Source organism: Sphaerisporangium sp. NPDC005289 (assembly GCF_040607455.1).
GTDB classification, from domain to species: domain Bacteria; phylum Actinomycetota; class Actinomycetes; order Streptosporangiales; family Streptosporangiaceae; genus Sphaerisporangium; species Sphaerisporangium rhizosphaerae.
The window spans coordinates 95377-111295 of record NZ_JBEXGS010000002.1; the positions used below are offsets into that span (position 1 = coordinate 95377).

The window sequence follows — 15919 nt, forward strand, 5'->3', positions numbered from 1 at the left end:
CGCCCTCACCCCCCAAGGAGACGATGTGTATTCGACGAAGAGCAGCGGCCTGCGCATCTTCAGGGACGGCGCGGTCACCCGCCTCGCGGCCGCCACCGCCGCCATCGGGGTGGGGGGCGCGATGGTGGTCCCCACCGTCAGCCTCTTCCTGGCCGACGCCGTGCGCGCCACGCCGCTGATGATCGGGGCGTTCGTCGCCGGGCGGGCGATCGCCGAGATCGCCACCGACCTGTCGGTCGGGGTTCTGTCGGACCGCATCGGCAACCGCAGGATCGTGCTGGGCGTCTGCGCCATGTTCGCGGCCGGGGGCGCGCTGTGCTACCTGTTCCTGCGCGAGTACTGGCTGCTGCTGGCCTCCTCCGCGGTGATGTTCGGGCTCGGCGGCGCCACCTTCCCGCAGATGTTCGCCTACACCCGCGAGCTGGCCGAGACCCGCGGCCACGGCGTGACGTTCTTCAACTCGGCGCTGCGGGCGGTGACCTCGCTGGCCTGGATCGCCGGCCCGCCGCTGGCGTTCGCGCTGATCGCCACCCGCGGGTTCGAGACGCTGTACGGGGTCGCCGCCGTGCTCTACGCCATCGGCGGGGTGATCTGCTTCGTGGGGCTGCCCAACACCGACCGGCGGCCGGCCCCGGACGCGGACAGCACCGCCTCCCTCATCGCCGACGCCGACGCCGGGACCGGCGGCTCCGGCGGCGCGGCCGTGACCGCGGAACCGGAGCGCAGGACGCGCAACCCGTTCGCGGGGCTGACCCCGAAGGTGAAGGCGCTGCTGGTCACGATCGTGCTGCTGCTGGCCGTCAACGCCATGTACCAGTTCGACATCGCGCTCTACATCACCAAGGACCTCGGCATGGACGAGGGGTTCACCGGGCTGGTCCTCGGGCTCGGCTCGGCGCTGGAGGTTCCCGCGATCATGTACATCGGCGCGAAGGCGGACCGCATCGGCCACTGGCGGGTGGTCATGGGAGCCGCCATCTGCGCCACCCTGTTCTTCGCCGCCATGCCGTTCGCGACCTCCAAGCCGGCGCTGCTGCTGCTGCAGGTGCCCAACGCCATCTGGACGGCCATCGCGCTCAGCATCCCGGTGACCATCCTGCAGGACTCGATGCCCGACCGTCCCGGCGTCGCCTCCTCCCTGTACTCCAGCGCGTTCAAGGCGGGCATCTTCCTCGGCGGGGTCGTCGCCGGGATCGTCGCCCAGTACGTGGGCTTCACCAACGTCTTCTGGGCCTGCGCCGTCCTGTCCGCCGGAGCGCTCCTCTCCGTCATCCTTAGGAGAAAAGCATGAAAAGCACGCCCACGTGCAGTGTGATCATCCCGACGTACAACCGGGCCGAGCTGCTCGCCCACACCCTCAACTCCCTCGTACGGCAGACCCTCTCCTCCGCGGACTTCGAGGTGCTGGTGGTCGACGACGGGTCGAGCGACGACACCGCGGCCGTGGTGGAGTCGTTCAAGGACCGTCTCGACGTGCGCTACTTCTACCAGGAGGACCGCGGCTACCGGGTGGCCAAGGCCCGCAACGTGGGCATCGCGAACGCCCGGGGCGAGGTCTGCGTCTTCGTCGACTCCGGCGTCCTGCTCGCCTCCGGCTGCCTTGTGGCCCACCTGGCCAGCCACGCGGCCTGGCCGGGCCCGGTGGCCGTGGTCGGCTACGTCTACTGCTTCAACGAGGGCAACGAGGACGGCGCGCAGATGCTGGGCGTCATCGACGTCGACGACCCCGACGCCACCATCGCCATGCTGCGCGACAAGGGGCAGTGGCTGGACATCCGCGAGGACTTCTACTCAATCTACGGCGACGACTTCGCCGACGAGCCGGTCCCCTGGGTCGTCTACTGGACCTGCGACGTCTCGGCGTCCACCGATCTGCTGCGCGAGATCGGCGGGTTCGACGAGTGGTTCAGCCGCTGGGGCGGGGAGGACGTCGAGATCGGCTACCGGCTGCACCGCGGCGGCGCCAGGTTCGTGCTCAACCGCGAGGCCGCGGCCATCCACCACCCGCACGAGAAGGACTACGACGCCAACGTCGGCGGCGCGCTCGGCAACTACGAGTACATCGCCCAGAAGCACGACACCCCGATCACGCGCCTGGTCGTCGGCAACCACTTCTTCCTGATCAACGACCTGGTCCGTGAACGCGGCCTGCCCTCCTGCGAGGAGTACCTGGCCGGCGCGGCGGCGCCGGAGCCGGCGGGGATCGTCCACCCGAAGCTGCCCCTGCTGGAGCAGGCGGAGATCGTCAGCGCGCGGGCGCGGGCCGCGCGCGAGCGGGCGCTGGCCAAGGTGGTGGAGCATGCGCGCTGAGCCGGCGGCGGGCGAGACGGTCATCGTCTTCGCCCCGCACCCCGACGACGAGGTCATCGCCTGCGGCGGCGTCATCGCGGCCAGGGCCGCCGCGGGCGCCCGCGTCCTCATCGTGTTCTCCACCGACGGGTCGCGCTCGCACAGCGCCGTCCTCGGCATCGACTCCGATCCCACGCCCGCCGAACTGGCGGTCATCCGGCGCAAGGAGGCCGAGTCGGCCGCCAAGGCGCTCGGCGTGCCGGCCGAGAACGTGGTCTGGCTGGGCCACACCGACACCCGGCTCGCCGCGTCGATGGACGCCTTCCGCGCCCAGGTGACGCGCCTGCTGGCCGGGCACAGGGACGTGGCCGAGGTGTACCTGCCGCACGACGTGCGCGAACTGAACGCCGACCACCGGCTGACCGGCGAGGGCGTGACCGGCTGCCTGGCCGGGCTCGGCCTGTCGCCGCGGCTGCGCAAGTACGTGGTGTGGGACGAGGACACCGAGGCCGCGTTCGCGTTCGCCAACCGCGCCGAGCCAGAGCGCGAGCCGTCCCCCACCGAGCGGCTGGTGAGCGTGGACATCGCGCCGTGGGTGGCCCGCAAGCTGGACGCGCTGGAGGAGCACCGCACCCAGGTGACGCTGTTCTCCCCGGCGCAGACCCGCACCGTGGTGCCCGAGCCGTTCCTCGCGCGCCTGCGCGCCAAGCGCACCGAGGACTTCTGGATCGACGAGCCCGAGGAGGACGCGTGACCGGCCAGGCGGAGAACCGGACCACCGAGGACGCCGCCGCCGCCGCCGGCGGGACGGGGCGGGACGGCGCCGGGGCGCCCGCGGCCGGGCTGCCCTACTTCCCCGAGTGGCCGCGCGTGGCCTCGGCGTTCGCGGCCGACCCGCGGGTCGAGGAGCGCGTCGAGGGCATCCTGGCGCAGATGACGCTGGAGGAGAAGCTCGGCCAGATGATCCAGCCCGAGCTGGCCGAGCTGACCCTGGAGGACGCCCGCGAGTACAAGATCGGCTCGGCGCTGAACGGCGCCGGCATCTGGCCGGGCGGGAACCGGCACGCCGACGTCAAGGAATGGGTCGAGACCGTCGACGCGTTCTGGGAGGCCGTCGAGGAGGGGTACGCCGACCGTCCCTTCCGCGTCCCGTTCATGTGGGCCACCGACGCGGTGCACGGCCACAACAACGTGTACGGGGCGACGATCTTCCCGCACAACATCGGCCTGGGCGCCGCGCGCGACCCCGGCCTGGTGCGCAGGATCGGCGAGGCCACCGCCCGCGAGATCGCCGCGACCGGGATGGACTGGACCTTCGCCCCGACCGTCGCCACTCCCAGGGACCGCCGCTGGGGGCGCTACTACGAGGGCTACTCCGAGGACCCCGAGGTCGTGTACGCCTACGCGCGCGAGATGGTGAGCGGGTTGCAGGGCGGCACGGACGGGCTGGCCACCGACGCGCACGTCATCTCCACCATCAAGCACTGGGTCGCCGACGGCGCCACTTTCGAGGGCGTCGACCGGGGCACGGCCCGCTGCGAGGAGGACGTGCTGCGCAACATCCACGCGATGGGGTTCATCTCCGCCATCGAGGCCGGCGCGCAGGCGGTCATGGCGTCCTTCAGCGGCTGGTCGGGACCGGCCAACTACGATCACACCCCCGGGCGCCCGGTCGCCTACAACCACAAGATCTGCGGCAGCCGGTACCTGCTGACCGACGTCCTCAAGGGCGCGATGGGCTTCGACGGCATCGTGATCAGCGACTGGGACGCGCACGCCGAGGTGGCCGGCTGCACCGTCGGCGACGCCGGGTACGCGATCAACGCCGGGCTGGACGTGCTCATGGTGGCCGGGCGGGAGGCCTGGCGGTCGGTGTGGCGCAACGCCCGCGAGCAGGTCCTGTCCGGCGTCATCCCCATGGAGCGCGTCGACGACGCGGTGCGGCGGGTGCTGCGCGTCAAGATGCGGGCCGGACTGTGGGACAAGCCGCGCCCGCGCGAGCGGTCGCTGGCCGGCGAGGCGTCGGTGCTCGGCCACCACGACCACCGCGCGCTCGCCCGCGAGGCGGTGCGCAAGTCGCTGGTGCTGCTGAAGAACGCGGGCGGCACGCTGCCGCTGTCCCCGGCGTCGCGGGTGCTGGTCGCCGGCAGCGCAGCCGACGACATCAGGAAGCAGGCCGGCGGCTGGACCCTGAGCTGGCAGGGCAACGAGGTGACCCTGTCGGACCTGCCCGGCGCGACGACGCTCGCCGCGGCCGTGGCCTCGGTCACCGGCGAGGACCGCTGCCAGGTGGACCCCTACCTGGAGCACGCCGACCCGGCCGCGTTCGACGTGGCCGTGGTGGCGATCGGCGAGGACGCCTACGCCGAGATGCGCGGCACGATCAAGCCGTGGGGGACGCTGGAGTACGCCAGGCTCAAGCAGTCCTACGCCCGCGACCTCGCGACGCTGCGCCGGCTCCGCGAGGCAGGGGTGCGCGTGGTGACGGTCATGTTCACCGGGCGCCCGCTGTACGTCACCGAGGAGATCAACCTGTCCGACGCGTTCGTGGTGGCCTGGCTGCCCGGCACCGAGGGAGTGGGGATCACCGATGTGCTGTTCGCCGGGCCCGACGGCGCGCCGGCCCACGACTTCCAGGGGCGGCTCACCTTCAGCTGGCCGCGCAGGAAGCGGTCGATGAGCGTCAACCGCGTCCCGCCGCACATCCCCGGCTACCGGGTGCCGGCGGAGGAGCTGTCCCCCGAGGGCGAGCACGAGCCGCTGTTCCCCTACGGCTTCGGACTGTCCCTGCGCGACACGGGCACGGCCGCCGACCCCGGCGAGCTGCCGCTGGACCAGGAGCCCCCGCCGCCGCCCGCTCCCCCGGTCGCCGGGCCGCTGGAGGTGGCCGGAGCCCGCGCGGGCGGGGCGTACCGGCTGCGCATCGGCGGGCACAACACCTGGTCGCGGGAGGACATCTCCTCCGACCGGCCCACCGAGACGCTGGTGGTGCGGGCCGAGCCCGTCCCCGGGCCGGGCGGCACGTCCGCGGTGTCGCTGCGGTTCATGGGGTACGTGGCCTTCGTCTACGCGCAGGACCCCGAGCAGCGGCCGCGGGACCTGCGCGGCTACCGCGAGGCCGGCGGGCGCATCGCCTTCGACGTGCGGGTCGTCGAGGCCCCGGACCTGCCGGTGTACCTCGGCTGTCACGACGACTACCCGGCCCAGCCCGGGCTGGACCTCGCCCCGTCCCTGCGCGCGCTGCCGGCGGGGACCTGGACCACCCTGGAGGTGCCGCTGGCCGACCTCGAACGCGCCGGCGTGGACCTGCGCCACGTGGACGTGCCCTTCATGCTCTACACCGAGGGCCGGACGGTCCTTTCGATCGGCGAGGTGCGCTGGCTGACCGATTGACCGATTTCCAGTCGCTCGACCGCTTTGACCAGCCGCTTGACCTGAACGGCGGGAGTGCCCGAACTCCCGCCGTTCACCTTTGTGCGAAGGTGAAGTCAAACAGGACCGTCGCTTACGTTTCCGGGGCCGGGCACATAGGGTTGTCCGGGAGATCAACGAAGGGAAGCGGCGGGTGCCTACGGAAAGCGGGAGCTGTTAGTGCGCACCCTGAAGATCCTCCTGGCGGAGGACGTCCACATGGTGCGTGGAGCGCTCGTGGCCCTGCTCGAACTCGAGCCCGATCTGACCGTCGTGGCACAGCTCGACCGGGGTGACGCGATCGTGTCGGCCGCCATGGAGCATCGGCCCGACGTGGCGATCATCGACATCGACCTGCCGGCCGTCGACGGCCTGACCGCGGCCGAACTGCTGCGGCAGCAGCTGCCGTCGTGCCGCACGCTCATCCTCACCAGCCTCGGCCGGCCGGGCACCGTGCGCCGCGCGCTCGCCGCCCAGGTGTCGGGGTTCCTGCTCAAGGACGCCCCCGCCGACCAGCTCGCGGAGGCGGTGCGCAACGTGGCCGCCGGCAAGCGCGTCATCGACCCCCAGCTCGCCCTGAGCGCCTGGGACGTGGGCGACAACCCGCTGTCGGAACGCGAGCTGCAGGTGCTGCGCATGGCCGCCAAGGGCGCCGAGGCCCCCGAGATCGCCGCCGGCCTCCACCTGTCCGCCGGCACGGTGCGCAACTACCTGACGACCATCGTCATGAAGCTCAACGCCCGCAACCGCGTCGACGCCATCCGCATCGCCACCGAGGCCGGCTGGGTCCCCTAGACCCGCCGCCCGCCGCCGGCCGCGGGAGCGGCCGACGGAGGCCGGCCGCCACACCCGGCCGGGCGGAGCGAGGCGGCCGGCGGGCGGTCAGGCGAAGGGGTCGAAGGGGATGCCGGCCGGCTTGGAGCGCGACAGGAGGTCCTGGAACCGCCCGTCGTTGATCTTGATGGTCGCCGCCCCGAAGTCGGCGTTCATCAGCCTGTCGCGCAGCGCGGTGCTGGGCCAGCCGTTCCAGTCCACCAGCGGGGGGTAGCGCCAGTTGTGGTAGTGGTTCTCCGGCGGCTCGTCGTTGCCGTTGGCGAGCCGGAAGAAGTGGGTGGACAGCCCGTCCTTGTGGTAGACGATCTTGGGGTGGGAGCCGTCGAAGCGCACCTGTGAGCGCGCGTAGGTGACCACGCCGCTGTGCTGCGTGGTCGACACGTACTCCACCCGGTTGGACGCCTGGTCGATCCAGGAGATGACGTGCTCCCAGTCGTGGCGGTGCCCGCCGAGGCTGCTGCCGGGCAGCGCCTGGTCCTTTTCGAAGTACCCGGCGTAGACGACGGCGCACCAGCCGTTGTTGCAGGTGGAACGGGCGTAGGTCTGCGAGTTGTCCAGGTCCGACTGGTCGCGGCAGTTGCCGTTGACCGCGCCGGTCGGGTTCAGCCCCGGAGCGAGGGTGCCGTCCGGTCCGATCGCGGGGGTGGCGTAGCAGCCGTCGCCGTCGTAGTCGAAGGCCGGCGAGAACGACTGCTCGTATCCGCCGGCGTTCTGCGGCAGGTTGTGCGGCGGGTCGGCGAAGGCCGCCGACGCGGGAACCACGACCGCCATGGCGGTGAGGCCGAGCACGACCCCGAGCCGGGAACGCCCGCGCTTGGCGCGCCTGGCGGGGGACGTGCTCCTGTCCGACACGGTCGCTGACTTCGATGCCCTGGGGGACGACGTGAATGACGGCAGTTTTCGCATTCTTCCGCTCTCTCGACGCACGGGCCATGCCGCGACATCGCGCCGGCATGGTGGGGGGTGGCAGGGGCACCGGCGGCGTTGCGGCGCCGATGTGGAACATGCCTCGCAGTGTCACGACACCACGTGGCAGGCACATGATCAAGGTCCCCGCGCCGGATGACATCGGCATGGAGCGGCGAGGGCGGAAAGATGGATCACGAGCGAACGCTCGGCTCCCCCGGGGGCCGTCGTCGCCACCCCCGCGCCCGGGCCGCAGGGACGATCCCGTTCGGGCCCTCGTACCGGGTTGACCTCAACCTAGGTTCAACTCGCATGCTGGGCCCTGCGAGACGAAGCGGCCACCCCGGCGACCGGCGTGCCGATCGTCCGGGACGCGCCGGCGACGGCGCTTCGACGAAGGTCCGGGAAGGGACGGCAGGCGTGCGCGCTGTGGTGATGGAGCGGTTCGGCGGGCCGGAGGTCCTGCGCATCAGGCAGGTCGAGGATCCGGTCCCCGGACCGGGGCAGGTGCTGGTGGAGGTGGCGTACGCGGGCATCACCTTCGTGGAGACGCAGGTGCGGAGCGGAAACGCCCCGCCGGTCTTCGCGACTCCCACCCTGCCGCGCGTCCCGGGCAACGGTGTCGGCGGCCGGGTGCGTTCCGTGGGTGCGGACGTCGATCCCGGGCTGGCCGGGCGGACCGTGGTCACGACGACCGGCGGCGAGGGGGGTTACGCGGAGCTGGCCCTCGGCCGGGCGGAGGACGCGATCCCGGTCCCGCCGGGCGTGAGTCTGCCCGACGCGGTGGCGCTGCTGGCCGGCGGGCGGACGGCGGTCATGTTGCACCGGCAGGCGGAGATCGAGCCGGGCGAGTGGGTGCTGGTCGAGGCGGCCGGAGGCGGCGTCGGCACCCTGCTGGTGCAACTGGCGGCGGCGTCGGGCGCCAAGGTGGTGGGCGCGGCCGGTCCCGGCAAGGCGGAGCTGGTCAGGTCTCTGGGCGCGGTCGCCTGCCTGGACTACACCCGTCCCGGATGGGAGCGCGAGGTGGTCGAGCTGACCGGCGGCGCCGGCGTCGACGTGGTCTTCGACGGGGTGGGCGGGCCGGTGGGCACGCAGGGCATGTCGGCCGTGCGGCCCGGCGGCCGCGCGCGCATCTACGGCATGGCCGGCGGCTCGTGGCCGCAGGCCGGCGAGCACGTGACGGTGATCTCCGCGCCTCCGCCCGACGCCGCGCGGACGCGCGCCCTCACCGAGGAGGCCCTCGCCCTGGCCGCGTCCGGCCGCCTGCGCCCCGTCATCGGCCAGACCTTCCCCTTGGCCGAGGCGTCCGGCGCCCACCAGGCGATCGAATCGAGGATGACGACCGGCCGGACCCTGCTGGTTCCCTAGTGCTTCCCTTAGTGCGCCGTCCACGGCCGTTCACCGGGCCGCGCGCCGCAGGGCGGCGCCGGCCTCGCCGTACCACGACCGGCCGCCCCGGCGCCGATCGCACATCCGCGTGCATCGGGTGGAGGGCCGCGACAGGTGCAGGTGGGCGGTCACCGCCCCAGGCGGCCACCACCGGCCCGCGTCGCCGGGTCTACGCGTGCAGGCTCTCGTAGGCGGCCGTGACGAGCAGGAGGCCGCGGTCGTCGCCCAGGCTGCCGCTCAGCATGCGGTTCATCGCGTAGGCGACGGTCATGCGGGCGTCGAGGTCGTTGACGACCAGCGAACCGCCCCACCCGCCCCAGTAACAGATGCGCCGGCCGGGGAACATGCCGCCCCCCAGCCCGTACCCGATGCCGTAGCGCATCGGCACGCCGAGGACGCGGTCCGGGCCGTGGTACTGCTCCTCCAGGGCGCGCTCGCAGCCGGCCGGTGACAGCAGCCGCACCCCGCGCGCCGTCCCGCCGTTGGACAGCACGGACTGGACGGCGCCGACCGCCCGGGCGTTGCCGTGCCCGTTCCCGGCCGGGATCTCGGCGCGCCGCCAGGCGACGGTGTTGGCGTCCTCGGCCCGGAGCGGGGGGTTGCCGGGCTCGCCGGAGTCCCCCGGCGACGGCGGGGGCGCGATGACGGGGGCGACGCGGTGGTCGTGCTCGGCCGGCGTCCCGATGTGGAAGTCGGCGCCGAGCGGCCCGGCCACCTCCTCGGCGAAGAAGGCGCCCAGGGTGCGGCCGGTGACCCGGCGGACGACCTCGCCGACCAGGTGCCCCTGGGTGACGGCGTGGTAGCCGGCCTGGGTGCCCGGCTCCCAGCGCGGGAACTGCCCGGCGAGCCGCCGCGTGGACTCCTCCCAATCGCAGACCTGCTCGACGGTGATGGGCTCGTCGAAGGCGGGCAGGCCCGCGGTGTGGGAGAGCAGGTGCCGCACCTCCACGCGTTCCTTGCCCGCGGCGGCGAACTCGGGCCAGTACTTGGCCACCGGGGCCGTCAGGTCGAGTTCGCCGCGGTCGGCGAGGATCAGCGCGCACAGCGCGGTCATGGTCTTGGTGGTGGACCAGACGTTGACGATGGTGTCGCGCTCCCAGGGGACGGTGCGCTCCGCGTCCGCGTACCCGCCCCAGAGGTCCACCACCGGCTCGCCCTCGAGATACACCGCCACCGAGGCGCCGACGTCCCGGTCGTCCAGGGACGCCGCCAGCGTCTCGCGCACCGCGCCGAACCGTTCGTCACACATGCCGTGGGTATCCGCCATGAACGGCAACCTAACCCGGCCGCGCCCGCACGGCCACCGCTTGCGCGGCGAACACCCGCCCGGTGGGCGACGCGGCCTGCTCCGGCCGCTTCCCCACCGGCGTCGACGTCCACGGCCAGGCCGAGCGTCGTCGCAGGACCGCCGTGACGGCGGGCGGCCCCGCGACGGGAGCCGCGCCCGGCCTCAGCGACCGGGCGGTCGGGCGCCGCGCAGGGTCTCAAGGCGGGCGTGGTACTCCTCCGCGTCGATCTCTCCCCGGGCGTAACGCTGCGCCAGCACGTCCTCCGCCACGGGCACCGCGGGGCCTGAGCCGCCCCGGGCGCCCGGCCTGCGGGCCAGGTAGCGGAAGAGCAGCACGACCACGGCGATCACCAGGCCCCAGAAGAGCACCATGTTCAGGATCATCAGGCCGTAGCCCCAGCTCATGCCGGGCCCGTTCCAGTACATCATCCTCATCTCCTCGCTCATCGGCTCATTCGCCGAGATCGGAGCCATGGTGCTCAGGATGCGGCCTCGCGCCCCGCGCCGGAAGGGCCGAAGGACCATTCCCGCCCGGCCGTCGTTCCCTCGGTGGCCGTGCCCGCCTGGCTCGGCCCCCGCGGTGGTGACCGGTCGCGGCGCCGGTGGTGGGGGCCGCTCCTGCGGCCCGCGCTTCAGCGGGCGGACGACAGGGCGGCGGCCACCTGGCGTTCGGGGGCGGGGATCGTCGGCGGGTCCTCCTCGGTCTCCACGTGGCCGTAGGCGGCGGCCAGGACCGCCCGTACGGCTCGCGCGAGTACCCGCGCCAGCAGCGGCTCGACCACGCGGTCGTACATCGGCACGCCGAGGTCGAACCGGGCCTCGAAGACCACCTCGCAGGAGGCGTCACCGGGGCCGGGGAGGAGGTTCCAGGCGCCGGACAGGGCGGCGAAGTCGCCGTCCACCTGCTCGAAGGCGATGCCCGGCGCCGCGGAGGAGACGTCCGCCGGTGCGGCGGGCGTCCACTCGCGCTGGCGCCAGCGCACCGTGCCGCCGCGGAAGGGCAGGGCCCATTCGCTGAGGCGGTCGTCGTCGCTTCCCACTCCGGCCGGTCCTGCCGGGCTCACCGGGCGGCCGGGGACCGCCTCGATGCCGGGGGGCGACTCGATGTCGAGGAGGGTCGCAGGCTCGGCCGGCGCCACGGAGGTGGGAGGTCGCTTCCCTGTGGTCACCGTCAGGGCGTCGCCGTCCAGGCGGCCGTGCCAGGCGCTCGTGGTCAGGCGGGCCAGCGCGGTGCGGGCGTCGAGGGCGACGCGGGCACGCACCCTTACCTCTCGCATGTCATGGTCCCCTTTCACATCCCGCCGGCCGCGGCCGGTCTCGCGGGGGTCAGGGCGACGCCCTGGAGGTGGGTGGTGCGGATCATCATGTAGCTGGCCTCGCCGAAGACGCCGCCGGTGAAGCCGGTGCCGCCGTGGGAGGGCATGTAGGGATAGAAGCCGCAGTGCGAGTCGTCGTTGACCTTGAGCACGCCGCCGTTGCGCACCTCGTCGGCGAACCGCCCGGCGATCCGCTCGTCGGCGGTCCACAGCGAGTTGCGCAGGCCGTAGGCGTTGCCGTCGACGAACGCCAGCACCTCGTCCAGCAGGCGCTCGTCGGAGCCGCCGGCCTCGGGGACGACCACGGGCAGCAACGGGAAGAAGGTCTCGCTGCGCACGGCCTCGACCTCCCGCGCCCCGGCCAGGCCGTTCACGCGGATCACCGTGGGCTCGATGAAGAACCCCGTGTCGGACGGCGTGCCGTCCACCTCCAGGCGCCGCCCGCCGCACACCAGCTCGGCCCCCTTGCCGAGCGCGTCGGCGAGGAAGGCGAAGAACCCGTCGGCGGCCAGCACCGGGGTGAGGACGACGCCCTCCTGCTCGGGGTAGCCGGGCCTGATCCGCGCGGCGGCGTCCGCCAGGCGGGCGATCAGCTCCTCGGCTATGGCCGGGTGGGCGATCACCTGGTTGGGGATGTTGCAGATCTGGCCGGAGGCGTGGAACGCCTCGACCAGCGCGCCGGCGGCGAGGTCGAGGTCGGCGTCGCGCCAGACGACCGCGCAGTCGTTGCCCGCCAGTTCGAGGATGGGCTTCTTGCCGGCGGCGACGCAGTCGTTCTGGAAGACCAGCCCCTTCTCGGTGCCGCCGAAGTAGATGATGTCGTCGACGTGCTCGCTGGCGAGCCACTCCTGCATCATGGGCGGGCCGCACACCACGTTGAGGGTGCCGGGCGGGGCGCCGGCCTCCTCCAGGGCGGGGGCGACGATCTCCCGCAGGGCGTACATGACGCCGAACGGGATGCTGCGCGGCGCGCGCACGACGACCGCGTTGCCCGACAGCACGGCGGCGGCGCCGTAGATGGCGTTGGAGTGGGGGGCGTTCTGCGGCGGGGCGACGCAGACCACCCCGTCGGGCTTGCGCCGCATCGAGATGCGCTTGCCGCCGTAGTGGAAGTCACGCCGCAGCAGCTCGGCGCACCAGCTCAGCGTCTCGGGGCTGACGATGTGCAGCAGCCCGTCGACCTCCCACTCCGCCAGCGTCCGCGTCCGCCCTTCGGCGACCATGATCTCGACGAAGGCGGACCGGGTCTCGGCCAGGCGTTTGCGGATCAGCTCACCGGCCCGCAGCCGTACGTCCAGGGGGCTCCTGGACCACTCGCGGGCCGCGGTGGCGGCCGCCTCCAGGGCCGCGCGGGCGGTGGCGGCGTCGGCCAGCGCGCACCGGCCTATCACCTCGGGGCCGGCCGAGGCGGGGTCGATCTCGCCGCGCTCCAGCATGCGCTTCAGGCGCAGGGCGCGCGGGGCGTCCTCCAGGATCGCGCGGGACGAGACGGCGTAGATGTGCTCGGCCGCGTCGATGTCGCGTCCTCCAACGTAGGAGGCGTAGGTCGGCAGGGGTGCGTGGGGTTCGCGCATCAGGCGGTCTCCGCTCGTCGGGTGGACGGTCAGGGGGCGTGCTCGCGGCCGAGGAACTCGCGGGCGATGACCAGCTTGGTCGCGGCGGCGGTGCCGTCGGCGAGCTGCGTGCCGATCACGTCGCGCAGGCGCCGCGCCACCGGGCCGTCCTCCGACCAGCCGAAGTGCCCGAGGGTGAGCAGCGCCTGGTGGGCGGCCTCGGCCGAGGTCTTGGGCGCCCACCACTTGGCCATGTTCGCCTCGACCCGGTGGTTGAGGCCGGCGTCGTTGCGCCACAGCGCCTCGTAGGCCAGCAGCCGGGCGGCGTGCAGGTAGGTGGCGTGCTCGACCAGGGGGAACGTCAGCCCCTGGAAGCGGCTGAGCGGCTGGCCGAACGCCTCGCGCTCGCTGGCGTGCTCGAATGCCGCCTCCAGCGTGACGCTGGCAGCGCTCACGGCCATGAGCGCGATGAGCGCGCGGGAGTAGTCGAAGCCGCGCATGCCCTGCACGAACCCGAGCCCGGTGCCGCCGACCACGTTCTCCTGGCCGACGTGCAGCCCGTCGAAGACCATGGTCGCCCGCCCGCCGGTCCGGCTGCCGAGGCTGGGCAGCGTCGTGCGGGTCACGTGGGCGTCGTCGAGCCGGGTGTAGAAGGCGGTCACGCCGCGCGAGCGCTCGCGCTTCTCTCCGGTGCGGGCGAACACCAGTCCATGAGTGGCGTACGCGCCGAGCATGATGGAGGTCTTCTCGCCCGACAGCCGCCAGCCGTCGCCGTCCGGCTCCGCGCGCAGCTCCAGCGCCGCGGCGTCGGTGCCGTGGGCCGGCTCGGTCATGCACACCGCGACGACGGCGTCGCCGTGGGCGATGGACGGCAGCCAGCGCGCCTTGAGCTCCTCGCCGCCGTGCAGGTTGAGCACCCCGCCGACCAGGGCGGCGTTGAGCACCGGGTAGCAGGCGGTGATGTCGCCGCGCGCCAGTTCCTCGATGGCGACGCCGGTGCTGACCGCGTCCAGGCCCATGCCGCCGTACTCGACGGGGATGCGCAGCCCGAACAGGCCTTCGGCGGCCAGCTCGGCGAACAGGCCCGGCGCGAACCGGCCCTCGCGGTCGCTCTCGGCGGCGGCCGGGGCGAGCCGGTCCGCGACGTAGGCGCGGACCTTCTCGGCCAGCGCGTTCTGCTCAGGGGTCAGGAGAAAGTCCATGGGATGCCCTCACTCAGCCGTTCAGCCGGTCGCGTAGCACGAACTTCTGCACCTTGCCCGAGGGAGTCCTGGGCAGCGCGTCCACGATCTCGACGCGCTCGGGCCAGTACTGCTTGGCCATCTCCAGCTCCGCCAGGTGGGCGCGCAGGTCCGAAATGGTGGGCGGGGTCCCGTCCGGGACGATGACCGCGCAGGCGCGCTCCCCCATCCGCTCGTCGGGCAGGCCCACGACGGCGATGTCGCGGATGGCCGGGTGGCGCAGCAGCGCCGCCTCCACCTCCACCGCCGGGATCTTCACCCCGCCGCGGGAGATGACGTCCTTGACCCGGCCGGCGATGCGGATGCCGCCGTGCCCGTCGTCCCTGGCGAGGTCGCCGGTGTCGAACCACCCGTCGGGGGTGAGCGACTCGGCGTAGAGCTCCTCGCGGCGGTAGTAGCCGAGACACTGGCTCGCGCCGCGCACCTGGAGCAGGCCGGTCGCGCCGGGCGCCACGGGCCGGCCGGTCCGCTCATCGACGATGCGGACCTCCATGCCCGGCACCGGCGTCCCGTCGCTCTCGGCGGCCCGCATCGGCGGGTCCTCGGGACGGGTGACGGTGACCGCGCCGTTCTCGGTCATCCCCCACAGCGCGTACAGCCGGCAGCCCAGCACGTCGCGGGCCTGCTCGACGAGCACCGGCGGGATGGGGGCGCTGCCGGTGGCGAAGGAGCGCAGCGCCGACAGGTCGCGGGGATCCTCCTGCTGGGCCCGGATGAGGTCCATCAGGAACGGCGGCGGGCCGTAGAAGAAGGTGACCCCCTCCTGCTCCATGACGCGCAGCATCAGGCCGGGGTCCCAGGCGTCGATCTGGACGGCCGTGGCGCCGAGGATCAGCGGCATCAGGAAGTTCCAGGTGTAGCCGGCCTGCAGGGTGGTGGGCGAGCCCATGGCGGTGACCTCGTCGGAGGTCAGGCCCAGCACCTCGATCTGTGCGCGGTTCAGCGCGCCGAGGGTGTTGTGGCTGTGCATGACGCCCTTGGGCTCGCCGGTCGTGCCGGAGGTGAACATCACCTGCGCCAGGTCGTCCGGCCGTGCCTCGTGGGCGTCCAGCACGCCCGGCTCGACCTCCCGTTCCCACTCCCGTCCGAGCAGGTCGCGGTCGAGGTCCAGCGTGCCGCCGGCCCCGCCGCCGCCGAGCAGCACCCGGTGCCGCAGCGTGGGCACCGCGGCGGCGACCTCCGCGCTCATGTCGGCGAAGGAGAACCCGCGCACCTCGGCGGCGGCCACGTAGAGCGGGCTGCGGGTGAGCCGGGTCATGAACTCCACCTCGCGGCGGCGCATGATGGTCGCGACGGGGCCGGCGATCGCGCCGACGCGGGCGCAGGCCAGGCTCAGGGCGACGAGTTGCCAGGAGTTCGGCAACTGGAGGGTCACCACGTCGCCCCGGCGCACGCCGAGCCCGTGCAGGGCGGCGGCCAGCCGTTCGACGCGCGCGGCCAGTTCCGCATAGGTGAGCCGGTCGGGCTCGCGGCCGTCCGCGTGCCAGACGACCACCGCCGTGCGGCCGGGGAAGCGCTCGACCGCGCCGCGCAGGTCGTCCATGGCGGTGCGGTCGCGCCACACCCCCTCGGCCCTGAAACGGTCGCCGGTGATTTCCAGCACCGGAGCCATGTTTCCGCTCCCTTCCTGGAGGCAGATTTTCGGCTGTCTGGTATTTCGCCGCCGGCATGTCCGGTCATCGAAAATGCGGC

The 15919-nt window shown here is 73.2% G+C and carries 13 protein-coding genes; 6 read left to right on the plus strand and 7 right to left on the minus strand.

Annotated elements, in window-relative coordinates; all coding sequences use genetic code 11:
• Window positions 1–25 precede the first annotated feature (25 nt).
• From ABZT47_RS03330 to ABZT47_RS03350, 5 genes are all read left to right on the plus strand, one after another.
• The gene (locus tag ABZT47_RS03330; RefSeq protein ID WP_354835643.1) at window positions 26–1291 is read left to right on the plus strand and encodes a sugar efflux transporter; all 1266 of its coding nucleotides are present in this window, start codon (window positions 26–28) and stop codon (window positions 1289–1291) included.
• A complete protein-coding gene (locus ABZT47_RS03335) occupies window positions 1288–2310 on the plus strand; it encodes a glycosyltransferase (RefSeq protein ID WP_354835645.1) in 1023 nt (340 codons plus the stop codon). Before ABZT47_RS03330 ends, ABZT47_RS03335 begins: the two co-directional genes overlap by 4 nt.
• Window positions 2300–3043 (plus strand): PIG-L family deacetylase, encoded by a 744-nt coding sequence (locus ABZT47_RS03340; RefSeq protein WP_354835647.1) that lies wholly within the window; start codon window positions 2300–2302, stop codon window positions 3041–3043. Before ABZT47_RS03335 ends, ABZT47_RS03340 begins: the two co-directional genes overlap by 11 nt.
• Window positions 3040–5682 carry a glycoside hydrolase family 3 N-terminal domain-containing protein gene (locus ABZT47_RS03345; RefSeq protein WP_354835649.1) on the plus strand — a complete coding sequence of 881 codons (2643 nt, stop codon included), beginning with the start codon at window positions 3040–3042 and terminating at the stop codon, window positions 5680–5682. Before ABZT47_RS03340 ends, ABZT47_RS03345 begins: the two co-directional genes overlap by 4 nt.
• Window positions 5683–5880: 198 nt before the next feature.
• Entirely contained in the window at window positions 5881–6495 is a 615-nt protein-coding gene (locus ABZT47_RS03350) for a response regulator transcription factor (protein ID WP_354835651.1), read from the plus strand.
• Window positions 6496–6582: 87 nt separating this feature from the next.
• Here ABZT47_RS03350 and ABZT47_RS03355 read toward each other — a convergent pair whose 3' ends face one another.
• Complete coding sequence (locus ABZT47_RS03355) at window positions 6583–7386, minus strand: NPP1 family protein (protein WP_354835654.1); 804 nt, start codon at window positions 7384–7386, stop codon at window positions 6583–6585.
• Window positions 7387–7860: 474 nt separating this feature from the next.
• On the opposite strand from ABZT47_RS03355, the gene ABZT47_RS03360 reads away from it, so the two are divergent.
• Entirely contained in the window at window positions 7861–8808 is a 948-nt protein-coding gene (locus ABZT47_RS03360; RefSeq protein WP_354835657.1) for a zinc-binding dehydrogenase, read from the plus strand.
• A 190-nt stretch (window positions 8809–8998) separates the two neighbouring features.
• On the opposite strand, the gene ABZT47_RS03365 is transcribed toward ABZT47_RS03360, so the two are convergent.
• The 6 genes from ABZT47_RS03365 to ABZT47_RS03390 form a co-directional block, all read right to left on the minus strand.
• Window positions 8999–10096 carry a serine hydrolase domain-containing protein gene (locus ABZT47_RS03365; RefSeq protein WP_354835660.1) on the minus strand — a complete coding sequence of 366 codons (1098 nt, stop codon included), beginning with the start codon at window positions 10094–10096 and terminating at the stop codon, window positions 8999–9001.
• Window positions 10097–10279: 183 nt separating this feature from the next.
• Window positions 10280–10564: an SHOCT domain-containing protein gene (locus ABZT47_RS03370; protein WP_354835663.1), complete on the minus strand. Its 285-nt coding sequence runs from the start codon at window positions 10562–10564 to the stop codon at window positions 10280–10282.
• Window positions 10565–10749: 185 nt separating this feature from the next.
• Complete coding sequence (locus ABZT47_RS03375; RefSeq protein WP_354835665.1) at window positions 10750–11394, minus strand: SRPBCC family protein; 645 nt, start codon at window positions 11392–11394, stop codon at window positions 10750–10752.
• 14 nt (window positions 11395–11408) lie between these two features.
• Window positions 11409–13007 (minus strand): aldehyde dehydrogenase family protein, encoded by a 1599-nt coding sequence (locus ABZT47_RS03380; protein WP_354835667.1) that lies wholly within the window; start codon window positions 13005–13007, stop codon window positions 11409–11411.
• A 29-nt stretch (window positions 13008–13036) separates the two neighbouring features.
• Window positions 13037–14188: an acyl-CoA dehydrogenase family protein gene (locus ABZT47_RS03385; protein WP_354835669.1), complete on the minus strand. Its 1152-nt coding sequence runs from the start codon at window positions 14186–14188 to the stop codon at window positions 13037–13039.
• A gap of 13 nt (window positions 14189–14201) precedes the next feature.
• A complete protein-coding gene (locus ABZT47_RS03390; RefSeq protein WP_354835671.1) occupies window positions 14202–15839 on the minus strand; it encodes an AMP-binding protein in 1638 nt (545 codons plus the stop codon).
• Between the last annotated feature and the right edge of the window lie 80 nt (window positions 15840–15919).